Below are 23,852 nucleotides of genomic sequence, written 5' to 3'. Positions count from 1 at the left end.
CGACGTCGCGCAAGGCGGCATCGGTTCATCGAGGAGCGCGCCATGAAGTCCCGCGTCGACACCCATCTTTGCGTGGTGCGCCTCTCGACGCCACGCGATTCGTCCAGTTTTTCCGCGAGGTTCGCGTGGCCCGCCACCGCGATTTGCGTGCTCGCCTCGAGTCTCTTTTTGGCAGGCTGCTATTACCCCGCCGGCTACTATCCCGCCGGCTATTATCCGTCGTACTATTCGACCGCGCCCGCGACCACAGCCGACCAAACCGCGCCGGCGACCGATCAACAGCAGCCGCCTCAAGCCCAGGCGCAAATGCAGGTCGCACCGCAAGACATGCAGCCCGGTTATGCGGTCCCCGCGCCTGTGTACGCGGCGCCGCCGGTTTATCCCGCCTACTATCCGCCGCCGCCTTATCCCGCTTATTACGGCTACCCCGCCTACTACGGACCGTCGATTGCGATCGGCATTGGCGGTTATTGGGGCGGCCATTGGGGTGGCCATGGGGGCGGCCACTCGCATTGACCTGTCCTCTTTCGTCGCGGAGCGTGCACGCGCCGGCACTTCAACTGCCGGCGCGCGCGCTTCTTCATGAGTCGTTTTTCCGCGCGTATCGCCCTCCACCGCGCATACCCCGCCCGTACTTTCCCGGCTTGACGCGCCGGTAAGGCGCTCTATCCTTGGAAGGTTTCATGCAGCACCCGCTTAAATCGGGCGACGCCGCTTTGTCGAGGCCAGTTGCGAGCGTCCGCCGAATCAGAGCGACGCGCCGTCATGCGCAATCCCCGCGTCGAATTACACAACAACGAAGGAGACGTGATGTTTCATCAACTACTCACTCCGGTTGGCAATTCGCTTTTTCCGTCGTTCATCGTCGCCGCGCTGCCGATCATCGCCGTGCTCGCGCTGCTCGGCTGGGCGCGCAGGCCCGCGTGGCAAGCGTCGCTCGCGGGACTGATCATCGGTTTGATCGTGGCGATTTTCGTCTGGCAGTTTCCGGTCGGGCTCGCGTTCAACTCGGTCGCGGCTGGCGTCGTGTTCGCGATCTGGCCAGTGATGTGGATCGTGTTCACCGCGATCCTGCTGTACAACATCGCGCAGCGCTCGGGACGCTTCGAGGCCTTTCGCCTGTGGATGATCGACAACCTGCCGAACGACCGGCGCATCGTGCTCGTCGTGGTCGGCTTTTCGTTCGGCGCGCTGCTCGAGGGCATTTCGGGTTTCGGCACGCCGGTCGCGATCACGAGCTCGCTGCTGATCATGCTCGGCTTTCCGACGCTCGAAGCGCTGACCTTCACGCTGATCTTCAACACCGCGCCGGTCGCGTTCGGCGCGCTCGGCGTGCCGATCACGGTGCTCGGCGCGGTCACGCATCTGCCGTCCGATGTGCTCGGCAAGATGGTCGGGCGGCAATTGCCTTTCTTCGCGGTCCTGCTGCCCTTCTATGTGATCGCCGTGTACGCGGGCTTTCGCAACATGCTGCGGATCTGGCCGGTGCTGCTGGTCTCGGGCCTGAGCTTCGCGCTGACCCAGTTCGTCGTCTCGAACTTCATCAACTACAGCCTGACCGACGTGCTGTCGTCGCTGGTTTCGCTGATCCTCACCGTTGCGTTCCTGCGCGTCTGGAAGCCCGCCGTCGATCCGAAATTCGCGATCAACGTCGATCGCATCAGCGAGGTGCGCGGCAAGATCGGCGGCGCACAGGGCTGGTATCCGTGGATCATCGTGTCGGTCGTCGTGATCATCTGGACGATCGCGAGGATCTTCACGATCGGCGACATCAAGTTGTCGTGGCCCGGTCTCGACAAGGCCGTGTTCATCACGCTCTACAACACGCCGTACGGCGCGGTCTGGGACTTCCAGCCGCTCGCGACCGGTACCGCGATCCTCGTCGCCGCGCTCATCACGGCGTTCGTCGTACGGCTCTCGCCCGCCGAGTTCGGCAAGGCGATCTCCGATACGTGGGTGCAAACGCGCATCGCGATCCTGACCGTGGCAACGATCGTCGGCCTCGCTTACCTGATGAACTACTCGGGACTCACCTACACGCTCGGTCTCGGCGTTGCGTCGGTCGGGCCGCTGTTTCCGCTCGTGTCGGCGTTCCTCGGCTGGGTGGCGGTGTTCCTGTCGGGCAGCGATACGTCGGGCAATGCGCTGTTCGGCAATCTGCAGGTGGTCGCGGCCAACCAGCTCAATCTGAATCCGGTGCTGATGGCGGCGACCAACTCGTCGGGCGGCGTGATGGGCAAGATGATCTCGCCGCAGAACATCGCGACCGGCGTCGCGACCACCGAGTTGAAGGGCAAGGAAGGCGTCGTGTTCGCCAAGACCTTCAAACATTCGATTCTGCTGACGGTGCTGCTTGGCGTGCTCGTCTGGGCGCAGCAGAACGTCCTGCAATGGATGATTCCGCATTGAGGTCGCGCCAGTAACGGCGCAATGCAATTCACATCTTTTCGGACGGCCGCCCACGCATCGCGGGCGCCGTTTCCGATCCCATCCCACCGCCGTTCCGCCTGATCGCAATTTTTCTCACATATCGGCGAGAATTGCTCGTTTGGCGCGCGCCCTCGCAGCGCTTACCATCGACCTCATCGGACGCGGCTGTCTCCCGGATCTTGCCGTTTCATCCCGTACTGAAACGATTCGCGCGATCGCACTGTTACGATGAGCTGGCGTCCCGACTCAACTGCGCGCGGCGCCATTCCAATGAAAACCAGAAACCTGCTGCAACTGCTGATCCTCGCTGCCCTATGGGGCGCATCGTTCCTGTTCATCCGCGTCGGCGTGACCGACTTCGGCGTCGCGCCGCTGATGGCGCTGCGCGTCGGCATCGGCGCGCTCTTTCTCGCGATCGTGCTGATCGCGCGACGGCCGCTGCAACAGTCCGCCACCGTGTTGCGCACGCACGCAGTGCCGCTGCTCGTGGTCGGTATCGTCAATTCGGCGGCACCGTTCTGCCTGTTCGCGTATGCCGAGCTGACACTGTCGGCGGGCGTCACGTCGGTGATCAATGCGTGCGCGCCGCTGTGGGGCGCGCTGGTCGGCTTCCTGTGGCTGCGCGACCGGCTCAGCGCACTGCGCACGCTCGGTCTCGTGGTCGGCTTTCTCGGCGTGCTGATGCTCGTGTGGGATCAGATCGCGGCGCCGGCCGGCTCGGCCGCCTCGCCGCTGAGCGTCGCGCTCGCGGCCGGCGCCGCGCTCGGCGCCACGCTGCTCTACGGCATCGCCGCCAACTACACGAAGCGTCACCTGACTGGCGTCGACGCGCTGACCGTCGCGACCGGCACGATGATCGGCGCGACGATCGTGCTGCTGCCGCTCGCGGTCATCTACTGGCCCGCCGCGCCGATCTCGCTGCGCGCGTGGGGCGCGGTGATCGCGCTCGGCGTCGCCTGTACCGGCATCGCGTACATGCTGTTCTTCCATCTGATCGCGGTCGCCGGGCCGACGCGCGCGATCACCGTGACCTTCGTGATTCCGATCTTCGGCATTCTGTGGGGCGCGTTGTTTCTCGGCGAGACGGTGTCGCCCGGCATGCTCGAAGGGTGCGCTGTGATTCTGGTCGGCACCGCGTTGGCGACCGGCGTAGTCAAGCGCTTGCCGTGGATGGGGACGCGGCGCGCGGATACCTGAGCGCACGGAGTCAATCGGCAACCGCGCCGGGTCGCGGCTTGCCGATCCGGTCACGTTACATCGGCTCACGCGCGGGCCCTTCGCGCGTCAAATGCATAGTCAAAAAAAACCGCCCGGATTTCTCCGGGCGGTTTCGTCGAACCGGCGGCGTCGGCCGCGAGGCTCTCGTATCAGTGCAGCTGGTCGGCCATCAGGCTCATGATCTGCTTGGCCTGCGAGCTTTCGTCGAGTTGCCCCTTGTCGTCGACCACGGCCACGCGGGTCTGGTTCGGCGTCACCGCGCGCACGTTCACGCGATACTGCCTGGCGACCTTCTCCTTCTTGCCGTGGAAGACCTGGCTCCAGAAGCCCTGCTCGGCCGACGACATATCCTTCGGATCGACGTAGCGCACGAAATAGAGGCCGCGGCTCATGTCGCGATCGTCGACCGTGAAATTGCTGCGATCGAGTGCGAGGCCCACGCGCAGCCACGCGCGGTCATACGGCTCGCCGAGCGTGAGTTCGGTCGATGAGAGCTGCGCCGACGTGTTGTTGGCCGAATCCGCGTCCGGCATAGGCGGTTGCGCCGCGAGCGCGACGTTCTGCGCGACAACGGCGGCCGTCGCCGACTTCGCACCCGCCGTCGCCGCGTTCGGCGCGATCTGCGTGCCCGCGGGCGACAGCTCGGCGTTCTGTGTGCCACCCGCGTTGCTACCCGAATCGGCCCGCGCCAGCGAGACCATCAGGCGCTTCAGGTATTCCTGCTCGAGCGCCGGGTCGTTCGGCTTGGGTTGCCACTGGGTCGACTCGTTGTTCGTACCGGTGATCGCCTCACGCATGCCTTTCTGGCTGACGAACACATAGGTGCCGCCCTTCGGCGCCGCTTCGAGACGCGTGCGAAACTTGTTGCGCTCCGAACTCACGTAGCTGTTGCCCATCGCCTTCGACAGCGTGTTGCGGATAAAGCCGTCGTTGATCTGCGCGTGGGTTTCGTTCCAGTCGGTTTCCATCACGCCCTTGTCGCGCTGGTCGACCACGAGCAGGAAGCCCTGCTCCTGCCAGAAGCGGCGAATTTGCGGCCAGGCCTGATCGGGCGTTTTGTTGTCGATCACGAGCCAGCTCTCGGTGCCGTCGCGCTGGATGTGGATGCCCTGGACGGGCGGCACGACCGCGACCGCGTCGCCGGCCGGCGCCTGTGCCTGCACCTGTTTCAGCGTGGACAGCGAGGTTTCGCCGCCCTGCGGCGGCAGCGAACGCTGATCGGCCGTCTCGTCGATCATGTTCGGCGGTACGGCAAGCGATACCTGCTTCGAACGGGAGTCGCTCCTATAGTCGATTTTGGTCGGCGACGAGGTGCCGCAGCCGGCGACCAGCCCGCCTGCCATGAGCATTACTGCAAACCGCTTGGTGAGACGAAAATCAGTCATGTTCGGGGAATCCTTCCGCTACGCCACGGCAAGTTTCCGTGGATCAACCCAACATTTTACCGGTCCCGGCGAGGCCTGTGCAAAAACTGGGGTTTGCCCGCGAATCGCCGCATGCCACGGCTACGAAGCGACCACGGGAAAAAAGTCCGCGCCCATCATGCTATTTGCCTTCTTATGCGGTAAATTTAACACTAAATAACACTTTCGAGTTGACCTTGGGACTATTCCCAAGTCTTTGCCGGAGGGCCGCCGAATAAGGGCTTCCGGTCTGCATGCGGCTTGTTTTTAAACATGGCGCGCGGTCCTGTCCGCCGCGATGTGCAAAGACCAGAAAAAAACCAGCGCCAGATTAATCGAGTTATCTCAATAAAAAATCCGGCGCCAAACGAGGAAGGCCTCATGTCCCAGTCCTGTCTCAATCCATCCGCGATCGCCTCGGCGATCGCCGTCGTCGCGTGCTGCGCGAGCTTCGGCGCACATGCCGAATTGGGCGGCACGATGCCGAGCCAGGCGGTGTCGGGCGCGAGCGCGCCGCGCACGCTGCTCAATGGCGCACTGCGCGAGCGCACGTGGACCGACGCTGGCAATACGACCATCAACGAATACGCGACCAGCACCGGCCTGATCGTCGCCTACGCGTGGCAAGGCCCGACGATGCCGGATCTGCACGCGCTACTCGGCAAATACGGCGACTCGTACAAGACAGGCGCCGCGGCGGCGGCCGGCAGCGGCAATCTGCATTCGTCGCGGGTCACGCGCGCCGACGTGATCGTCGAGTCCGGCGGACCGATGCGCGGCTACGTCGGCCGCGCGTGGCTGCCGGCGGCTTTGCCCGCCGGCGTCACCTCCGACGACATCCAGTAACGCGTGCGCCCCGCACGCGTCGCTCGCGCCCCCTTCACGCCTAAGTTCCACCCGACGGATCGCCACGCCATGAAATCCGCCTTGCGTTTCCATGCCCTGCTTCTGATCGTCTGCGCGGCCCTCGTCGGCTGCGGCGGCGGAGGCGGCAGTTCCTCGTCCAGCTCGTCCGGCTCGGGCTCGACGCCGTCCGCGACCGCGCCGACCTCGTCGACCAGTTCCACGAGCGCGTCGAACACGACGCAGAGCGCGAACGTGCCGCAATCGACCACGCCCAACGTGCAGCTGGTCACGGTCGGCGTATCGCCCGGCAGTACGCGCAACATGCTGACGACGAGCGTCACCGTCTGCCAGGCCGGCACCAGCAACTGCGCGACGATCGACGACATCCAGGTCGACACCGGCTCGAACGGCCTGCGCATCCTCGCATCGGCGCTGCCGACGACCCTGTCGCTGCCGACCATCGCCGCGGGCGGCGGCGTGAGCGCCGAATGCGCGGTGTTCGGCAGCGGTTATGCGTGGGGCTCGATCCGCAACGCGGACGTACGCATGGCTGGCCAACAGGCGTCATCGATTCCGATCCAGGTAATCGCCGACAGTGCGCTGCCCGCCGCACCCACCGACTGCGCGAACTCCGGCGCGTCGCTGCTGACGGTGTCGAGCCTGCACTCGAACGGGATCCTCGGCGTGGGCCTGTTCCCGGTCGACTGCGGCAACGGCTGCTCGAACTCCGCATTGCCGCGCTGGTACTACAGCTGCACGACGAGCGGCTGCACCGCAACCGCGCAGCCGCTCGCACAGCAGGTGACCAACCCGGTCAGCAGCTTCCCGCTCGACAACAACGGCGTCGTGATCGACCTGCCGGCCGTCGCCGATGCGGGCGCGGCCAGCGTGTCGGGCTCGTTGATCTTCGGCATCGGCACCCAGTCGAACAACACGCTGACGAGCCCGAACGTCCTGAAGGCGAACGCCGCGACCGGCTACGTGACGACGAACTCGGGCGGTCAGACCTATGCGGTGAGCTATCTCGACAGCGGCTCGAACGGCCTGTTCTTCCACTCGACGCAGTTCCCGTTGTGCGGCTTGTGGTACTGCCCGACTTCGACGCAGTCGGCGAGCGCGTCGATCACCGGCATCGATGGCGTGTCGAGCACGGTGTCATTCGACATAGCCAATTCGAGCACGCTGTTCTCATCGTCGAACAACGCGTTCGACAATCTCGCCGGCAATTCGAGTCAGGGCTTCGGCTGGGGCTTGCCGTTCTTTTACGGCAAACGCATTTACACGGCGATTGCGGCGCGCAATACGTCGGCCGGCCAGGGGCCGTATTACGCGTTCTGAGGTTGATTGGGTTGGATGCGCAGCGATGGCGCGAGACGCGGACGGGAACTCAGCCCGCCGCGCTGGCGGGTTGCGCAGCCGGCGCGGCCAGCTTTGCCGGCGCGAGCCAGCGGAATACGTCCAGCTCTTCGCCGTGGAACGTGCACTCGGCGGCGGCCGGCGTGCTGACCCTCTTCGGCTCGGCCTGCTTCGCGGCCACGTTGACGTCCATCGCCGCTTGCGATGCCGATGCCGCGAGCGGCGCGGAGACCGCCACCTCGGACGCGCTTACCCGATGCTCGATCGTCCCCTCCACCACGACGCGCGAGCCGCGAATCGCGGCCCCGCGATGCGTGACCCGCAGCGTATCCGACGACATCCCCGACGGCGCCTCGGCCAGCTTGCTGCGCATCAATTGTTCGCATGCGCCCGAGTTGCGGGTACCGATCGTGCAGGCCGCTAGCAGCGCCGCGGCGCTCGCGACACAGGCGATAGAGAGAAGGCGAATCTTCATCGATGTTCCGTTGTTCCAGGCCTCGGTCATTGTAGCTTACGACCCCGTCGCCCGGCTTCGCGGCCGCCTGCCGCTTGACCTTGACCCAGCGCATCGGCATTGTGTTGACCGGTCGCGCCCTCGATGGCGCAGCCGGCAGCCCGGTTGCCCACATTGCGTGGCGAATTCAAAACGACTCTACCCCCGGTAACGATCTCGGCTTCTTCATGCTCAGCCTCGTCCTGCTCGCGATCGTCGCCTACGCCGCGACCAATATCGACAACCTGTTCGTGCTGCTCGGCTTTCTGACCGAAACGGGCGTGGAGCGGCGCCGCGTGGTCGCGGGACAGTACGCGGGCTCTTTGATCCTCGTCGCCGCGGCGCTCGTGCTCGCGGCCTTGCTCACGCGCCTGCCGGCCGGTTATGTGGGCCTGCTCGGCTTGCTGCCGATCGTCGTGGGCCTGCACAAGGCCTGGCAGCGCTTCGGTCCCGGCCACGCGCGGCGCAACGCCAGCGAAGATAGCGAGGACAGCCGCGCAAGCGCTCCGCCATCCGTTCGCGGCTCATCGAGCTGGACCGTCGCGAGCGTCGCCATCGCCAACGGCTCGGACAACCTCGCCGTCTACGTGCCGCTGTACGCGAGTCGTACGCCCGCCGAGAACGCGCTGGTTTCGCTCGTGTTCGTCGTGATGATCGGGCTCTGGTGCGCGGGCGCGGCATGGCTGGTCGACCACCCGTTGCTCGGCGCGCCGATCCGGCGCTACGGCTCGGCGCTGCTGCCGCTGATCCTCGTCACGATAGGCGTATCGGTGATGGTGAACAGCGATACGTTGCGACTTTGGTCCGGCGCGTGATCAACGCGGGGCGTCGACGAAGACTGCGCGGCACGCAACGGCTTCGGCTTGCCGCCTTCAGCGTCGTAGTCTTCGTCTGCCGATCCTGCTTCGCCAGTCTCAATTCGCCGGCTGGGGCGGTTGCACGTAAGTACGCACGCCCGCCAGCGGCGCGCCATAGCCGCCCGCGCTCGCGTTGTTCGGCAAGCCGTTGACCAGTTGCGCACGCGGATCGGTCGGATTCAGATTCAGCTCGCCCGCCTGCTGGTTGCCATGCGTCGGATACTCGCTGCCGCGCGCCGCCTGCGGCATCAGACCTGTACTGTTCTGCGGCGCGTTCATGTCGTTCTGCGCGCTGAGCCCCTGCGCGCCGGCCTGCCCGACGAACCCACATGCCAACGCCGCGCACGCGCAGATCCTCGCGAGGCCGGATATCTTCGCTACCCTTTTCATGTTCACCTCCTGCTCTGTGAATTGACGACGCCTCGTGAGCTCACCCCTGAATCGAGTGCCGCGCGAGCGTCCCACGGCACCTTCCATGCGAGCGGCCGCTCGCCCCCTTCTGCAGCCGAGCAGGCCACGGCCCACTCCACCTCGGCCCTTGACGCTTTCTCAATAATATGTTCCCATTGCGCACTATGTACCGCGCCCAGACCACCCTATCGCTACTACTAGCCCGCTCTACCGGGCTAGGTCTGCTGCTGCGCGCGTCCGCTTCTCTCTGATACACCGAAGCATCGCTTGAATCCCCAGTAACTGACCCAGCCCCGGTTTCCGACCGGCGGCCCAGTATCGCGTTTTCGTCGTCCGGTCGACACCCATTCCACGGTCTCTCCCCCGGATGATGAAAATGTTGAAAAACCCTGCTACCAAGTACCGTTCGTTCAAGCCGGTCAATTTGACGGATCGCCAGTGGCCGTCGCGCACCATCACGCGCGCGCCGATCTGGATGAGCACCGATCTGCGCGACGGCAACCAGGCGCTGTTCGAGCCGATGAACGCCGAGCGCAAGATGCGCATGTTCAAGACGCTGGTGCAGATCGGCTTCAAGGAAATCGAAGTCGCGTTTCCGTCGGCGTCGCAGACCGATTTCAACTTCGTGCGCGAGCTGATCGAGGGCGGCCATATTCCCGACGACGTGACGATCGAAGTGCTCACGCAGGCGCGCGACGATCTGATCGAGCGTACTTTCGAATCGTTGCGCGGCGCCCCGCGCGCGATCGTCCATCTGTACAACGCGACCGCGCCGGAATTCCGCAAGATCGTGTTCGGCCTCGAAAAGAGCGGCGTGATCGAACTCGCGCAGAAGGCCGCGCGCACGATGAAACGCCTCGCCGACGCGCAACCGGACACGCACTTCACGCTGCAATACAGCCCGGAAGTGTTCAGCGGCACCGAACTCGAATTCGCGAAGGAAGTCTGCGACGCGGTGTTCGACATCTGGCGACCGACGCCCGAGCACAAGGCGATCGTCAATCTGCCGGCCACCGTCGAAATGGCCACGCCGAACGTCTACGCCGACCAGATCGAATGGATGCACCGCAATCTCGCGCGTCGCGACTCGCTGATCGTCTCCGTCCACCCGCATAACGACCGCGGCACGGCCGTCGCGGCCGCGGAGCTCGCGGTGATGGCGGGCGCGGATCGCGTCGAAGGTTGTCTGTTCGGCAACGGCGAGCGCACCGGCAACGTCGACCTCGTCACGCTCGCGTTGAACCTGTACACGCAGGGCGTCGACCCCGAGCTCGATTTCTCGAACATCAACGAAGTCGCGCGCACGGCCGAGGAATGCACGCAGTTGCCGGTGCATCCGCGTCATCCGTATGTCGGCGATCTCGTCTTCACCGCGTTCTCGGGCTCGCACCAGGACGCGATCAAGAAGGGCTTCGCCGCGCAGAAGCCGGACGCGATCTGGGAAGTGCCGTACATGCCGATCGATCCGAGCGACCTCGGCCGAACCTACGACTCCGTGATTCGCGTGAACAGCCAGTCGGGCAAGGGCGGTATCGCGTACCTGCTCGAGCAGAGCTACGGCGTCGTGTTGCCGCGCCGTCTGCAGGTCGATTTCAGCTCGGCCGTGCAGCGCTTCACCGACCAGAGCGGCCAGGAAGTCACGCCCGCGCAGATCTGGGAACTGTTCCAGCAGGAATACGTGCGCACGGCCGAGCCGGTCCGCTATATCAGCCACAGCCTGTCCGAGCATGACGGCCGCGAGCACATCAAGCTCAACGTCGAAATCAACGGCACGCCGCGCGTGCTGGGCGGCGCCGGCAACGGCCCGCTCGACGCGCTGATGCACGCCTTCGACGTGCCCGTGCGCATCCAGCACTACGAGGAACGCGCGCTCACGCAGGGCGCCGATGCGCGCGCGATCGCGATCGCCGAAATGGCCGGCACCGATGTGGCCGGCAGCGCGTTCGGCGTCGGTGTCGATGCGAACCTGATCACCGCGTCGATCCGCGCGGTGATCAGCGGCGTGAACCGCGCGTATGCACGCGTGAACACGGATGCCCAGGAGCGCTTCTTCGACGCCGCGCTGAGCGACGCGACGGTGTGAGGCAGCGTCTGCCGCGTTGAACGTGCGGCACGCCGCATGTTCGACGGGCTGACGACAACCAAGAAGGGGCGTTTCGACGCCCCTTCCTTTTTAATGGGGATTTATCCGCGTCAACCTCGGCCGACGGTCAATGAAACACGTCCCGGCCGAAGTACTTCAGCGAAATCCGCTGATACGTACCGTCTTTTCTCATGCCGGCGAGCGCGTCGTCGATCGCCAGGCGCAGCTTCGGATTGCCCTTGCGGATCAGTACGGCCGACTTGTCGCTGCTATCGGGCGACGTATCGACCGCGACGACCTTGATCCTCGCCTCGGGCTCGCGCTTCCTGTAGTCGAGAAACGACAATGAATCGTTGACGGTCGCGTCGACGCGGCCCGCGACGAGCAGCTCGATCGATTCGTCGAAGCCCTGCGCCGGAATCACCTGCGCGCCGTGCGCGGCCGCGATCCTGCCGACGTTGCTGGCCAGCGTATTGGCCGATTTGCGGCCCTTCAGGTCGTCGAAAGATTTGATCGTCGTGTTGTCCGATGCGACGATCAGCACCGCGTGCGACGTGATGTACGGCTCCGAGTAATCGTATTTGAGCTTGCGCTCGTCGGTGATCGCGACCTCGTTGATCACCGCGTCGTAGCGATTGACGTCGAGACCGGCGATCAGTCCTTCCCATTTGCCTTCGATGAATTGCGGCTTGACGCCGAGACGCTGCGCGATCGCGCTCCCAATCTCGACGTCGAAGCCGGTCAGCTTGCCCGCGTCGTCGTGGTAGGTGAACGGGGCGTACGTACCTTCGGTGCCGATCCGGAACACGCCCGATGCCTTGATCCGCGCGAGATCATCGGCGCTAGCCGGATGCGCGAGTGCTGCCTGCAACAGCGCAATCATCGCAAGTGAACGAATCGGCTTCATCGGACGGCTCCGTCTGAGTGCCTGCGCAGGTGGCAGACTGCCGCGTTTGGCGGGGAGTGCCGGCGTGCGGCCGGCTGTGTGGGCCGACTGTAGCAAACCGTCCGCGATTTTCAAAGCGCTTCGCGCGCGGTGCGTCGATCCGCACAAGTCAGCCGCTGCGCTCTGCCGTCGAGCATATGGCGCAGGCAAAAAAACCCCGCAAGCGCTCATGCTTTCACGAGCCTTTGCGGAGCCTTTTCGCGCAGCTTTCGGTGCGGGTCGGCGTGTCGGCGCGCCGCTCAGTACGTCTCCAGATGCAGCCGCCCTTCCCGCTTCAGCTTCGCCCACAACGCTTCCCAATCGATCTGATGCTGCTCGCCGATATCCTTGAGCGCCTGCAGCACACCGTCCTCCATGCCCTTGAGGCCACACACGTAGATATAGGTGTTGTCGTCCTTCAGCAGGTTCGCGACGTCGGCCGAACGTTCGCGCATTGCGTCCTGCACGTAGCGCTTCGCCTGTCCCGGGGTGCGCGAAAACGCGAGCGTGGTGTCGATGAAATCCTTCGGCAGATTCGTCAGCGGTCCAAAGTACGGCAGCTCCTCCTTGGTACGCGCGCCGAAGAACAGCATCAGCTTGCCGGTCGCGCCTTTGAGGCGCTTGCGGCGGCGATACTCGGTCATCGCGCGCATCGGCGCGGAACCGGTGCCCGTGCAGATCATCAGCAGATGCGAGTTCGGATGATTCGGCATCAGGAAGGTGCTGCCGAACGGACCGATCACGTTGACCACGTCGCCCTTCTTCAGATCGCACAGATAGTTCGAGCACACGCCGTCGATCGCGTCGCCGTGCTGCTGCGACACCCGTTTCACCGTCAGCGACACGTTGTTATAGCCGGGCCGCTCGCCATCGCGCGGACTCGCGATCGAGTATTGGCGCGCGTGATGCACGCGGCCGTCGGCAGCAGCTCCCGGCGGCAGAATGCCGATCGACTGGCCTTCGAGCACCGGAAACGGCATCGAGCCGAAATCGAGCACGATGTGATGGATGTCGCTCGACGTCGCGCTGTCGGTGAGCCGGTAGTTGCCGACCACCGTCGCGGTGGTCGGCGCCTTATGCGTGTAGAGATTCACGTACGGCTTCGCGGCCGACCACGGCGGCACGAGCGCGCCGCGCACGGTATCCACTTCGATGCCGTCCGCTTCGGCGGCGCTGTCGTCCGCGGTGGACGCGGCCACCGGTTCTTCAGCCGGCACCGCCATCGTGTTCTGCTCCGGCAACACGTCCCACGTAAACTGCTCGTCGATCGAATAGGCGTCGGCCTTCAGCACGGTGCGCCAGTTGTCGATCGCGCCGGTCGGGCACGGCGGCACGCAGGCCATGCAGCCGTTGCAGACGTCGGCCTTCACGACGTAGTTGTTGTCGTCGTGCGTGATCGCATCGACCGGACAGGTCTCTTCGCAGGTATTGCAGCGAATGCAGATCTCCGGATCGATCAGATGCTGCCGCAGAACTTCGACCGATACTGGCCCGTTCATGACTTCCTCGCCTGCTTCAGTTGAAGCGCACGTATTCGAAATCGACTGGCTGACGGTTCACGCCCATCGCGGGCGGCGCGATCCAGTTCGCGAACTTGCCCGGCTCGGCGACGCGGCCCATCAGCGAAGCGACGAACGCGCGGTCTTCCGGCGTGGCGAGCCAGTTCGCTTCGTTCGCGGCCCATTCGGCTTCGCTGACGACGCGGCCGTCGGGCGACACGCGCGTGCCCGCGAACGTGCCGATCTGCCGGTTGAACGCCTTGTGCGGCACCGTCATGCGAAAGTCGATGCCGGCCTTCTCGAGCACCTTGTTCCAGCGGCCGACGCCCGCGACCGAGTCCTTGATGTAATCGTCGCGCAGCACTTCGTTCATCGCGTTGAGCATCGGCACTTCGCGCTCGACGAGCTTGCCGTCCTGCACGTCGAGCAGCTTGTAAGCAAGCTCGTTCAGGCGATGATCGTCGTCGCGCTTGCCTTCCTCGTAGCGGCCCTTCAGACCCGAGCTATAGAACGTCGCCGCGTTCGACGAATGATCGGCGCCGAACAGGTCGATCGTGACCGAGTAATGGAAGTTCAGATAGCGCTGGATGGTCGGCAGATCGATCACGCCGGCCGCGCGGATCTTCGCGACGTCGCCGGTGCCGAGTTCGTTCATCACCTGAGCGGTGCGCTGGATCACGCGCGACACGCCCGATTCGCCGACGAACATGTGATGCGCTTCCTCGGTCAGCATGAACTTCGTCGTGCGCGCGAGCGGATCGAAGCCCGACTCCGCGAGCGCCGACAACTGGAACTTGCCGTCGCGGTCGGTGAAGTACGTGAACATGTAGAACGCGAGCCAGTCCGGCGTTTTCTCGTTGAACGCGCCGAGAATGCGCGGGTTGTCCTCGTCGCCCGAGCGACGGCCGAGCAAGGCTTCGGCTTCCTCACGACCGTCGCGGCCGAAGTAGCGATGCAGCAGGTACACCATCGCCCACAAGTGACGGCCTTCCTCGACGTTGACCTGGAACAGGTTGCGCAGATCGTACAGCGACGGCGCGGTCAAACCGAGGTGACGCTGCTGCTCGACCGAGGCCGGTTCCGTATCGCCCTGCGTGACGATGATGCGGCGCAGGTTCGCGCGATGCTCGCCGGGCACGTCCTGCCACGCGGCTTCGCCCTTGTGCTCGCCGAAGTGGATCGTGCGATCCTGCTCGCCCGGCGTGAGGAAAATGCCCCAGCGGTACTCGGGCATCTTCACGTAGTCGAAGTGCGCCCAGCCGCCCGCATCGACGCTGACCGCGGTGCGCAGATACACGTCGTAACCGTGCGAGCCTTCCGGGCCCATGTCGCCCCACCATGACAGAAAGTTCGGCTGCCATTGTTCGAGCGCGCGTTGCAGCGCGCGGTCGTCGGCGAGGTTGACGTTGTTCGGAATCTTTTCGCTGTAGTTGATCGAGGACATGGTCGGTTCCCTGGGTCAATTCCCTGTTCGGAAGCTGCAGTGGCGAGAGGCGCGTATCGGCAGGCGGCGTCGTTTAGTCGGAGTGAGCGCGGCGCATCTCACACGCGCGACACATCGAATTGCGCCTTGCTGCCCTTGCCGTACACCTTGAGCGCACCCTTCTCGCCCACTGCGTTCGGCCGGTTGAAGATCCAGTTCTGCCAGGCGGTGAGACGGCCGAAAATGCGCGTCTCCATCGTCTCCGGCCCATTGAAGCGCAGATTCGCTTCGAGGCCGGTCAAGGCATCGGGCGACATCGCCGCGCGTTCTTCGAGCGCAATGCGGATTTCGTCGGCCCAATCGATGTCGTCCGGCGACGCGGTGACGAGACCGAGGCGCTCCGCGTCGAGCGCCTTGACCGGCTGGCCGATCAGCGCGCGCGCCGCGTCGAGCGGCTCGGCTTCCTCGTAGAAGCGCCGCGCGAGCCGCGACTGATGCGTCACCATCGGATACAGGCCGAAGTTGACTTCCGACAGCGTGATCGCCGGCTCCTCGTCCTCGTTGTCGGGCAGCGCGGCCATGTAGGTGCGATCGGCGGCGAACGCGAGTTCCGCGAACGTGCCGGCGAAGCATGAACCCGGCTCGATCAGCGTGAAGATGGAGCGCGACGACACGTCGAGGCGCGCGAGCGTGCGGCGCAGCATGCCGATCGTTTCGCGCACGAACCAGTGATCCCGGTGCTGCAGCAGCGTCGCATCGACCGCGAGCAGGTGGCGCGCGTCGCCTTCGGTCTTGAACACCCAGGTGCCGATGTCGAGCGCGTTGGTGCGCATCGAGAGGATCGCGTCGTCGAGTTCGCGCGCGAATTGCAGCGGCCACCAGTTGGCGCCCGCCGCGACGATCGCGGCGATGCCGGTCGGTTGCGCGGTCTGTGGCGCGCGCGCGGTGAAGGTCGCCACACGTTTCGCGCGATCGATCGTGATCTCGACCGTCTGATAGCTGAGGCCAGCTTCGCGATCCGTGCGTTCGATGCGCGTGAGCGCGACGCCTGGCGCTCCGGCCGGACGATCGCTGTGCGCGCCGAGTTCGAGCGCGCGCGCCTGAATGGCCTGCTCGAACTGGTTCGGCTTCACGACTTCGTCGACGAGACGCCAGGCCTTCGCGCGTTCGCCGCGCACGCCCTCGACCACCGTGCAGAAGATATCCGCGCGATCGTGGCGCACCTTGCGCTTGTCGGTCACGCGCGTGAGTCCGCCGGTGCCGGGCAGCACGCCGAGCAGCGGCACTTCCGGCAGCGACACCGAAGAGGAACGATCGTCGATCAGATAGATTTCATCGCAGGCGAGCGCGAGTTCATAACCGCCGCCCGCGCACGCGCCGTTCACCGCGGCGAGAAACTTCAGCCCCGAATGGCGCGACGAATCTTCGAGCCCGTTGCGCGTTTCGTTCGTGAATTTGCAGAAGTTGACCTTCCACGCGTGCGATGACAGCCCCAGCATGAAGATATTCGCGCCCGAGCAGAACACCCGGTCCTTCAGGCTCGTCACCACCACCGTGCGGACTTCCGGATGCTCGAAGCGAATGCGCTGAATCGCGTCGTGCAGCTCGATGTCGACGCCGAGATCATACGAATTGAGCTTCAGCTTGTAGCCGTCGCGAATGCCGCCGTCCTCGGCGACGTCGAGGCCGAGCGTCGCGACCGGACCGTTGAAGCTGAGCTTCCAATGCTTGTACTGCGACGGCTCGGTGCGATAGTCGACCGGCGCGGCCTGGGCAACGGCGGTGGGTGCTGTGGACATGGGGCGTCTCCTGACTGGACGATGCAATCTGTTTTTTGAACAATAGTGCATCGTCATACCAGCGTAAAGCACTTTAGTGCATTTTTACGGGGAAACCCTAGTGCCCGCGATCGGTCAGTTCACGCGCGCCTCGTCGGGGGCTTCCGCCGCGAGCCGCGCGGCGAGACGGTCGCGCAACTGCAGGTACGCATCGGCGAGCGTCTTTTCGCTGGTGTCGAACGACATGTCCGCGCGTCCGTATAGCTCGGCGCGCCCGGCGAGGATGCGCTTCAGGTCGTCCATCGCCTCGCGGTTGCCGGACATCGGCCGCAGATCGCCTTGCGCGACGACGCGGCGCATATGTTCCTCGGGCGTCGCCTGCAACCACACGGTGAAGCAGTGCGACAGCAGCACGTTGAACGTGCCCGATTCCGACACGAGCCCGCCCGGCGACGCGATCACCGCGTGCGAATGCTCGTGGATCACCGCCTCGAGCGCGCGTTGCTCGTAGCGTCGATACGCGCTCGCGCCGTACAGCGAATGAATCTCCGACGGCGGACAGCCCGCGAGCTGTTCGATCACGCGCGTGAGCTCGATGAACGGCACCTTGCGCTCCTGCGCGAGCATGCGCCCGAGCGTCGACTTACCCGCGCCGCGCAGGCCGATCAGCGCGATGCGGTCCTTGCGGTGCGGGTCGCGCGGCGCCTGCGCGAACATCTCGGCGAGCGCGATGCGCGCGCGCTGCAGTGCCGCCTGGTCGCGCCCCTGCAGCAGCTCGCGGATCAGCAGCCATTCGGCGGACGCGGTGGTTTCGTCGCCGATCACCTCGGCGAGCGAGCAGTTCAGCGTGGCCGCGAGCTGCCGCAGCACCAGCACCGACGCATTGCCGACGCCCGATTCGAGGTTCGCCAGATGTCGCTCCGACAAACCGGTTTCGGCCGCCAGCGTCTTGCGCGTCATGCCGCGGCGCGCGCGCAGCAAACGCACACGCTCGCCCATCGCGGTCAGGAACGGATCGCGTTCTTCGCGCTCGCCGCCACGTTCGGCCGTGCGTTCACCCGCGCGCTCGGTGCGTTCGGCGCGGGCCGTGTCGTCGTCGGTTTCGTCCAACGGTGCGGGAGGGTACTTTTGATTCATGTTTTGCGACCTCGTGACTACGATACATGTACTATAGTGCTTGACACGCACCAGGTGAACGGTTTAATTTTCGCCAAAAGCTGATCCAATCACAAACACAGTCGCGCGCCGCCTTGGCATTCCGGCCGCGTCACGGAGACGGTGCCGCAATACGCATGCACCCAAGTTCCGGCGGCCGGCGATCCGGCGGCCGGCGACCCGACGGCCGGCCTGCATGAGCGCGCTTCTGGAGGCTCGCATGTCCCCACAGGAATTCCAGCGCCTGATCGCAGGCGTCACTGGGCAACTCGCCGGGCGGCCGCTCGACGCCGCGCTCGCCGACTGGCTGACCGACACCTGGCCTGCCGGCAGTCCCACCTTTCACGAACTCGCGAACGCATGCCGCAGCGGCGTCGCCGAAGGCTGGCTGTGCAACCGCGAGGCCGGCGGCATCCGCTACGGCCGCATCTTCAAGGCGCTGCCCGACACGCACGGCTTTTCCGTCGACGTCGTCGACATGCAGGACATTGCCGGTCCGCACCACGTCCATCCGCACGGCGAGATCGATCTGATCATGCCCCTCACCGACGGCGCGACGTTCGACGGCCATCCGGCCGGCTGGTGCGTGTACGGCCCCGGCTCGGCGCATCGTCCGAGCGTCGCGAACGGCCGGGCGCTGGTGCTGTATCTGCTGCCGCAAGGGGCGATCGAATTCACGCGCGCGTGAGCCGCGAGCAGGTCACGATCACACAAGAGCCGGACCGTGTCCACGGATGGAGGAGACATATGGAAGCCCTGCTGGAAACGAGCGCACGCGAGCCGGTTGCGCCGCCGCCCCCGCTGTTCAACTTCGCGAGGCATCTGTTCCAGTTGAACGAAGCGCGCGCGAGCAAAGTCGCCTATATCGACGACTACGGCGCGATGACCTACGGCGAACTCGAACAGCGCGCGCGGCGCTGCGCCAGCGCACTGCGTGCGCTCGGCGTGCATCCCGAGGAACGCGTGCTGCTCGTGATGCTCGACACCGTATCGCTGCCGGTCGCATTTCTCGGCGCGCTTTACGCCGGCATCGTGCCGGTCGTCGCGAACACCTTGCTGAGCGCCGCCGACTATACGTACATGCTGACGCACAGCCACGCGCGAGCGGTGATCGTATCGGAACCGTTGCTACCTAACGTGACCGAGGCGCTGAGCAGCATCGACGACGACGGCTGCCAACCGATCGTCTCGCAACCTCACGCCTCCACCGAAGCGCCGCTCGCGGCGTCCCGCTTCGAAACGCTGGTCGACACCGCGCTACCCGCCGTCAAAGGCTGTGCAAGCAACGCGGACGACATCGCGTTCTGGCTCTATTCGTCGGGCTCGACCGGCAAGCCGAAAGGCACCGTCCATACGCACGCGAATCTGTACTGGACCGCCGAGCTGTATGCGAAGCCGGTGCTCGGCATCGTCGAGAGCGACGTGGTGTTTTCGGCGGCGAAACTGTTCTTTGCATATGGACTCGGCAACGCGCTGACGTTTCCGCTGTCGGTCGGCGCGACCGCGATCCTGATGGCCGAGCGCCCGACCGCCGAGGCGATTTTCGCGCGCCTCGTGCAGCACCGCCCGACCGTGTTCTACGGCGTGCCGACCTTGTACGCGAACATGCTGGTGTCGCCCAACCTGCCCGCGCGCGCCGACGTCGCGATCCGCGTGTGCGCGTCGGCCGGCGAGGCGTTGCCACGCGACGTCGGCGAACGCTTCACCGCGCACTTCGGCGCCGAGATTCTCGATGGGATCGGCTCGACGGAAATGCTGCACATCTTCCTGTCGAATCGCGCGGGCGAAGTCGAATACGGCACGACCGGGCGCCCCGTGCCGGGCTACGAAGTCGAGTTGCGCGACGAAGCCGGGCGGCCGGTGCCCGATGGCGAAGTCGGCGATCTGTTCATCAAGGGGCCGAGCGCGGCGCTGATGTACTGGAGCAATCGCGAGAAAACGCGCGCGACGTTTCTCGGCGAATGGATCAGAAGCGGCGACAAATATCGACGTCTCACGAACGGCTGCTATGTCTACGCGGGCCGCAGCGACGACATGCTGAAAGTGAGCGGCCAATATGTGTCGCCGGTCGAGGTCGAGATGGTGCTCGTCGCGCATCCGGCGGTGCTCGAAGCGGCGGTGGTCGGCGTCGATCATGGCGGGCTCGTGAAAACGCGCGCGTTCGTCGTGCTCAAGCGCGACTTCATGCCGTCCGACCTGCTCGCTGAGGAACTGAAGACCTTCGTCAAGGAACGGCTCGCGCCGCACAAGTACCCGCGCGATATCGTGTTCACCGACGATCTGCCGAAGACCGCCACCGGCAAGATTCAACGCTTCAAGCTACGCGAACAGTCATAGGTGATTCATTGATGCAGAACCGAGGTACCGCCCCTGCCACTTCCTCCGCGGTTGCCGCCAGCCGCTTTGCCGCACTGCCGGCGAGCGCGTCGCATGGACCGCTGCGCATCGAGTACCGCTGGGTCAACGAGCAGGCGAATGCTCAGCAGGACGATTCGCCGATGGCGGTATTCCTGCACGAAGGTCTCGGCTCGATCGCGATGTGGCGCGACTGGCCGCAGACGTTGTGCGCGCGACTCGGCATGCGCGGGCTCGTCTATTCGCGGCCAGGCTACGGACTCTCGACAGCGCGTGCGCCTGACGACAAATGGCCGGTCGATTTCATGACCGCCCAGGCGCGCGACATCCTCCCCACCCTGCTCGACGCGCTCGATATCGACCTGCGCCAACGCCAACGCATGTGGGTGATCGGTCATAGCGACGGCGGCTCGATCGCGCTGCTGTATGCGGCGCTGTACCCCGATGCGCTCGCGGGCGCGGTCGTGATCGCGCCGCACGTATTCGTCGAAGACATCTCGGTGCAAAGCATCGCCCAAACGAAGCAGCTTTACGAAACCACCGATCTTCGCGCGAAGCTCGCCCGCTATCACGCGGACGTCGATTCCGCGTTCTACGGCTGGAACGATATCTGGCTCGACCCTGGGTTCAGGCGGTGGTCGATCGTCGAGGCGCTCGCGCCGATCCGTCGACCGCTACTCGCGATCCAGGGCAACGACGACAACTACGGCACGATGGCGCAGATCGACACGATCGCCGCGCGCGTGCCGCACGCCCAACTCGTGAAGCTCGACGCATGCGGACACTCGCCGCATCGCGACGCGCCCGCCGCGCTCAACGACGCCATCGCGGCGTTCGTGCGCGCACAACGATAAGCGGCGCCCGTCTGTTACCGATACTTCATAAAAATTACACGGATCGGCGATTATGCTGCTGCATCGCTGACCTCGGCACATCGATTGCGAGGCATCCCTTCCCCGCCCGGAGACAGTGCCATGCCCTTCGTGTCGAAGCCGGTTCGTGCGCCCCATCGCAAACGTTTGACGGGCGCCATCGCGGTGATCGCGCTGTGCGCGCTAGCGGGAGCGTGCAGCGACGACGCCCCGCCCGCCGGCACGAATACGATCAGTTCAACCGACCATTTCGCCGCTAACCCCGGCGACCCATCGATCGCCCCGCCGCCGGCCGACTCCGCGCCGCCGACGCTGACGATCCAGACACCGGCGGCACCCGCATCCGAAGCCGGCACGGCGCTGTCCGCCACCTCGCCGCCGCTGGCCAGCCCCGTCATCCATACCGTCGATTGAGAATCGCGCCGCGCGCGGCGGCTAGCCTGCCTTCGCGCGTCCGACGCAGCATCGCCGTTTCAGTACCGCAATTTGTCGTCCCCGTGCCTTTTTCCTCCACCGAAGATCAAAGCCACCACCGCCCCAACCATGACCTCAAACAATCGCCGTGATTTTCTGCGCTCGGCCGCGCAAGCCGCCGGTTCCTTCACCGCGTTGAGCATGCTGCCGCCGGGCATCCGCAATGCGCTCGCGATTCCGGCCAACAACCGGACCGGCACGCTCCGCGACGTCGAGCACATCGTCGTGCTGATGCAGGAGAACCGTTCGTTCGACCACTACTTCGGCACGCTCAAAGGCGTGCGCGGCTTCGGCGACACGCGCGCGATCAACCTCGCGAACGGCCAGCCGGTGTGGTATCAGCCGCAAACCGCCGATGCCAGCGGTGCCAGCTACGTGCTGCCGTTCCGTCCGAGCGCGCCGAACCTCGGCCTGCAATTCCTGCAGGATCTCGCGCACGACTGGAGCTCCACGCACGCCGCATGGAACGGCGGCCGCAACGATCAGTGGGTACCGTCGAAAGGCGCGACCACGATGGCCTACCTGACGCGCGACGACATCCCGTTCCACTATCAGCTCGCCGACGCATTCACGATCTGCGACGCCTACCACTGCTCGCTGATGGGCCCGACCGATCCGAATCGCTACTACATGTGGAGTGGCTGGGTCGGCAACGACAGCAGCGGCGGCGGTCCGGTAATCGACAATTCGGAACTCGGCTACGGCTGGTCGACCTACCCCGAAGTGCTGCAGAACGCGGGCATCTCGTGGAAGATCTATCAGGACATCGGCACCGGGCTCGACGCGAACGGCTCGTGGGGCTGGACGCAGAACGCGTACATCGGCAACTACGGTGACAACTCCCTGCTGTATTTCAATCAGTACCGCAACGCGCAGCCGGGCAACCCGCTGTACGACAACGCGCGGACCGGCACCAACGCGGTCAACGGCGACGGCTACTTCGACATTCTGAAGCGTGACGTGCAGAACGGCACGCTGCCGCAGGTGTCGTGGATCGTCGCGCCCGAAGCGTACAGCGAGCATCCGAACTGGCCGACCAACTACGGCGCGTGGTACATCGATCAGGTGCTGCAGATCCTCACGTCGAACCCGGACGTGTGGAGCAAGACCGTGCTGCTGATCAACTACGACGAAAACGACGGCTTCTTCGATCACATCGCCGCACCGTTCGCGGCCGCGTCGAGCGCGAACGGTTTGTCGAGCGTCGACATCACGCACGAAATCTATGCCGGCGATGCCAAGAACGTCGCCGGGCCGTACGGGCTCGGACCGCGCGTGCCGATGCTGGTGGTCTCGCCGTGGTCCAAAGGCGGCTACGTGTGCTCGGAAGTGTTCGACCATACGTCGGTGATCCGCTTCATCGAAAAGCGCTTCGGCCAGCAGCACAATCTCGGCGAATCGAACATCACGCCGTGGCGTCGCGCGGTGTGCGGCGATCTGACCTCCGCGTTCAACTTCGCGAATCCGAACGCGTCGGTGCCGTCACTGCCGGGCACGAGCGGCTACGTGCCGCCCGACCAGAACCGTCACCCGGACTACGTGCCGCAACCGCCGACGGTGCAGACGGTGCCGAAGCAGGAAGCGGGCGTGCGCCCGGCGCGCGCGTTGCCGTACGAACTGTTCGTGCGCGTCGACGAAGGCTCGAACGGCAAGCTGACGATGCGCTTCGTCAACACGGGCCGCGCGGGCGCGGTATTCCTCGTGTACGCGGCCAATAGCGCCGACGCGCCGCGCAGCTATACCGTCGAAGCGGGCAAGCATCTGCAGGACGCGCTGCTGCTCAACGCCGACGGCAGCTACGACTTCAGCGTGCACGGGCCGAACGGCTTCCTGCGCCGCTTCGCGGGCAAGGTGGTCGCACGGAACTGGTGGAATGGTTCGGACACCGCACGGCCGGCCGTCGCCGAAGGCTACGATGTCGCGAACGGCAATCTGCAACTGCGGCTCGAGAACGTCGGCAGCGCGCGTTGCCAGTTCACGATCGTCAACGCGTACGACGCGAGCCATGTGATCAAGCGTTCGGTACGCGGCGGCGACACCGACAATCTGTACCTCGATCTGCGCAACGCATACGGCTGGTACGATCTCGCGATCACCGTCGATACGGACCCGACGTTCGCGCGCCGCATCGCCGGTCATGTCGAGACGGCAAACAACAGCATGAGCGATCCGGCGCTAGGCGGCTGAGCGTCGCTGTAACCCAACGCTGCAAAAGCAACGGCCGCTGGCTCTTCGAGCACAGCGGCCGTTTTTCATCCAGCTCCCGAACGCAAG

The 23,852-nt window shown here is 65.2% G+C and carries 20 protein-coding genes; 12 read left to right on the top strand and 8 right to left on the bottom strand.

Going from position 1 to position 23,852, the window contains the following annotated elements:
* The first annotated feature begins 42 nt into the window (after positions 1–42).
* From HDG34_RS26875 to HDG34_RS26865, 3 genes are all read left to right on the top strand, one after another.
* Entirely contained in the window at positions 43–516 is a 474-nt protein-coding gene (locus tag HDG34_RS26875; RefSeq protein WP_184063763.1) for a hypothetical protein, read from the top strand.
* A gap of 294 nt (positions 517–810) precedes the next feature.
* Positions 811–2,409: an L-lactate permease gene (locus HDG34_RS26870; protein WP_184063759.1), complete on the top strand. Its 1,599-nt coding sequence runs from the start codon at positions 811–813 to the stop codon at positions 2,407–2,409.
* A gap of 291 nt (positions 2,410–2,700) precedes the next feature.
* Entirely contained in the window at positions 2,701–3,627 is a 927-nt protein-coding gene (locus tag HDG34_RS26865) for a DMT family transporter (protein ID WP_260321352.1), read from the top strand.
* A gap of 170 nt (positions 3,628–3,797) precedes the next feature.
* Here the strand turns inward: HDG34_RS26865 and bamC are convergent, their stop codons facing one another.
* Positions 3,798–5,033: an outer membrane protein assembly factor BamC gene (gene bamC, locus HDG34_RS26860; protein ID WP_184022020.1), complete on the bottom strand. Its 1,236-nt coding sequence runs from the start codon at positions 5,031–5,033 to the stop codon at positions 3,798–3,800.
* 399 nt (positions 5,034–5,432) lie between these two features.
* On the opposite strand from bamC, the gene HDG34_RS26855 reads away from it, so the two are divergent.
* Positions 5,433–5,897, top strand: coding sequence for a DUF2844 domain-containing protein (locus HDG34_RS26855; RefSeq protein ID WP_018421123.1), 465 nt, complete (start codon positions 5,433–5,435; stop codon positions 5,895–5,897).
* Between the two features lie 69 nt (positions 5,898–5,966).
* Positions 5,967–7,235: a DUF3443 domain-containing protein gene (locus HDG34_RS26850; protein ID WP_184063752.1), complete on the top strand. Its 1,269-nt coding sequence runs from the start codon at positions 5,967–5,969 to the stop codon at positions 7,233–7,235.
* 49 nt (positions 7,236–7,284) lie between these two features.
* Here HDG34_RS26850 and HDG34_RS26845 read toward each other — a convergent pair whose 3' ends face one another.
* Positions 7,285–7,728 (bottom strand): hypothetical protein, encoded by a 444-nt coding sequence (locus HDG34_RS26845; protein ID WP_184063749.1) that lies wholly within the window; start codon positions 7,726–7,728, stop codon positions 7,285–7,287.
* A gap of 206 nt (positions 7,729–7,934) precedes the next feature.
* On the opposite strand from HDG34_RS26845, the gene HDG34_RS26840 reads away from it, so the two are divergent.
* Positions 7,935–8,561, top strand: coding sequence for a cadmium resistance transporter (locus HDG34_RS26840; RefSeq protein WP_184063746.1), 627 nt, complete (start codon positions 7,935–7,937; stop codon positions 8,559–8,561).
* 99 nt (positions 8,562–8,660) lie between these two features.
* Here HDG34_RS26840 and HDG34_RS26835 read toward each other — a convergent pair whose 3' ends face one another.
* A complete protein-coding gene (locus HDG34_RS26835; protein ID WP_090800949.1) occupies positions 8,661–8,993 on the bottom strand; it encodes a hypothetical protein in 333 nt (110 codons plus the stop codon).
* Positions 8,994–9,390: 397 nt separating this feature from the next.
* Between HDG34_RS26835 and leuA the strand changes: the two genes are divergently transcribed.
* Positions 9,391–11,097: a 2-isopropylmalate synthase gene (leuA, locus tag HDG34_RS26830; protein ID WP_184063743.1), complete on the top strand. Its 1,707-nt coding sequence runs from the start codon at positions 9,391–9,393 to the stop codon at positions 11,095–11,097.
* 127 nt (positions 11,098–11,224) lie between these two features.
* Here leuA and HDG34_RS26825 read toward each other — a convergent pair whose 3' ends face one another.
* The 5 genes from HDG34_RS26825 to HDG34_RS26805 all read right to left on the bottom strand — a co-directional run bounded on the left by HDG34_RS26825 (position 11,225) and on the right by HDG34_RS26805 (position 17,859).
* Positions 11,225–12,004 (bottom strand): amino acid ABC transporter substrate-binding protein, encoded by a 780-nt coding sequence (locus tag HDG34_RS26825; RefSeq protein ID WP_184063740.1) that lies wholly within the window; start codon positions 12,002–12,004, stop codon positions 11,225–11,227.
* 278 nt (positions 12,005–12,282) lie between these two features.
* Complete coding sequence (boxA, locus tag HDG34_RS26820; RefSeq protein WP_184063737.1) at positions 12,283–13,521, bottom strand: benzoyl-CoA 2,3-epoxidase subunit BoxA; 1,239 nt, start codon at positions 13,519–13,521, stop codon at positions 12,283–12,285.
* A 16-nt stretch (positions 13,522–13,537) separates the two neighbouring features.
* Positions 13,538–14,965 (bottom strand): benzoyl-CoA 2,3-epoxidase subunit BoxB, encoded by a 1,428-nt coding sequence (boxB, locus tag HDG34_RS26815; RefSeq protein WP_184063733.1) that lies wholly within the window; start codon positions 14,963–14,965, stop codon positions 13,538–13,540.
* A 98-nt stretch (positions 14,966–15,063) separates the two neighbouring features.
* Complete coding sequence (gene boxC / locus HDG34_RS26810; protein WP_184063730.1) at positions 15,064–16,743, bottom strand: 2,3-epoxybenzoyl-CoA dihydrolase; 1,680 nt, start codon at positions 16,741–16,743, stop codon at positions 15,064–15,066.
* A 114-nt stretch (positions 16,744–16,857) separates the two neighbouring features.
* Positions 16,858–17,859 (bottom strand): helix-turn-helix transcriptional regulator, encoded by a 1,002-nt coding sequence (locus tag HDG34_RS26805; RefSeq protein ID WP_184063728.1) that lies wholly within the window; start codon positions 17,857–17,859, stop codon positions 16,858–16,860.
* A gap of 238 nt (positions 17,860–18,097) precedes the next feature.
* On the opposite strand from HDG34_RS26805, the gene HDG34_RS26800 reads away from it, so the two are divergent.
* The 5 genes from HDG34_RS26800 (at position 18,098) to HDG34_RS26780 (ending at position 23,765) form a co-directional block, all read left to right on the top strand.
* Positions 18,098–18,565: a DUF4863 family protein gene (locus tag HDG34_RS26800; protein ID WP_184063724.1), complete on the top strand. Its 468-nt coding sequence runs from the start codon at positions 18,098–18,100 to the stop codon at positions 18,563–18,565.
* Between the two features lie 59 nt (positions 18,566–18,624).
* Entirely contained in the window at positions 18,625–20,214 is a 1,590-nt protein-coding gene (locus HDG34_RS26795; protein ID WP_184063721.1) for a benzoate-CoA ligase family protein, read from the top strand.
* A gap of 11 nt (positions 20,215–20,225) precedes the next feature.
* Complete coding sequence (locus HDG34_RS26790) at positions 20,226–21,086, top strand: alpha/beta fold hydrolase (RefSeq protein WP_184063718.1); 861 nt, start codon at positions 20,226–20,228, stop codon at positions 21,084–21,086.
* Between the two features lie 120 nt (positions 21,087–21,206).
* A complete protein-coding gene (locus HDG34_RS26785) occupies positions 21,207–21,518 on the top strand; it encodes a hypothetical protein (protein ID WP_184063715.1) in 312 nt (103 codons plus the stop codon).
* Positions 21,519–21,647: 129 nt separating this feature from the next.
* On the top strand, positions 21,648–23,765 hold the full coding sequence (locus tag HDG34_RS26780; RefSeq protein ID WP_184063712.1) for a phosphocholine-specific phospholipase C: 2,118 nt from the start codon (positions 21,648–21,650) through the stop codon (positions 23,763–23,765).
* Positions 23,766–23,852: the final 87 nt, after the last annotated feature.

This window comes from Paraburkholderia sp. HC6.4b (assembly GCF_014200875.1).
Lineage (GTDB): Bacteria > Pseudomonadota > Gammaproteobacteria > Burkholderiales > Burkholderiaceae > Paraburkholderia > Paraburkholderia tuberum.
This window is presented reverse-complemented; position numbering and strand designations above follow the sequence as displayed.

Coding starts and splice junctions, on each gene's coding strand:
- HDG34_RS26875 (WP_184063763.1), top strand. CDS start 43: ATGAAGTCCCGCGTCGACACCCATCTTTGCGTGGTGCGCCTCTCGACG.
- HDG34_RS26870 (WP_184063759.1), top strand. CDS start 811: ATGTTTCATCAACTACTCACTCCGGTTGGCAATTCGCTTTTTCCGTCG.
- HDG34_RS26865 (WP_260321352.1), top strand. CDS start 2,701: ATGAAAACCAGAAACCTGCTGCAACTGCTGATCCTCGCTGCCCTATGG.
- bamC (WP_184022020.1), bottom strand. CDS start 5,033: ATGACTGATTTTCGTCTCACCAAGCGGTTTGCAGTAATGCTCATGGCA.
- HDG34_RS26855 (WP_018421123.1), top strand. CDS start 5,433: ATGTCCCAGTCCTGTCTCAATCCATCCGCGATCGCCTCGGCGATCGCC.
- HDG34_RS26850 (WP_184063752.1), top strand. CDS start 5,967: ATGAAATCCGCCTTGCGTTTCCATGCCCTGCTTCTGATCGTCTGCGCG.
- HDG34_RS26845 (WP_184063749.1), bottom strand. CDS start 7,728: ATGAAGATTCGCCTTCTCTCTATCGCCTGTGTCGCGAGCGCCGCGGCG.
- HDG34_RS26840 (WP_184063746.1), top strand. CDS start 7,935: ATGCTCAGCCTCGTCCTGCTCGCGATCGTCGCCTACGCCGCGACCAAT.
- HDG34_RS26835 (WP_090800949.1), bottom strand. CDS start 8,993: ATGAAAAGGGTAGCGAAGATATCCGGCCTCGCGAGGATCTGCGCGTGC.
- leuA (WP_184063743.1), top strand. CDS start 9,391: ATGTTGAAAAACCCTGCTACCAAGTACCGTTCGTTCAAGCCGGTCAAT.
- HDG34_RS26825 (WP_184063740.1), bottom strand. CDS start 12,004: ATGAAGCCGATTCGTTCACTTGCGATGATTGCGCTGTTGCAGGCAGCA.
- boxA (WP_184063737.1), bottom strand. CDS start 13,521: ATGAACGGGCCAGTATCGGTCGAAGTTCTGCGGCAGCATCTGATCGAT.
- boxB (WP_184063733.1), bottom strand. CDS start 14,965: ATGTCCTCGATCAACTACAGCGAAAAGATTCCGAACAACGTCAACCTC.
- boxC (WP_184063730.1), bottom strand. CDS start 16,743: ATGTCCACAGCACCCACCGCCGTTGCCCAGGCCGCGCCGGTCGACTAT.
- HDG34_RS26805 (WP_184063728.1), bottom strand. CDS start 17,859: ATGAATCAAAAGTACCCTCCCGCACCGTTGGACGAAACCGACGACGAC.
- HDG34_RS26800 (WP_184063724.1), top strand. CDS start 18,098: ATGTCCCCACAGGAATTCCAGCGCCTGATCGCAGGCGTCACTGGGCAA.
- HDG34_RS26795 (WP_184063721.1), top strand. CDS start 18,625: ATGGAAGCCCTGCTGGAAACGAGCGCACGCGAGCCGGTTGCGCCGCCG.
- HDG34_RS26790 (WP_184063718.1), top strand. CDS start 20,226: ATGCAGAACCGAGGTACCGCCCCTGCCACTTCCTCCGCGGTTGCCGCC.
- HDG34_RS26785 (WP_184063715.1), top strand. CDS start 21,207: ATGCCCTTCGTGTCGAAGCCGGTTCGTGCGCCCCATCGCAAACGTTTG.
- HDG34_RS26780 (WP_184063712.1), top strand. CDS start 21,648: ATGACCTCAAACAATCGCCGTGATTTTCTGCGCTCGGCCGCGCAAGCC.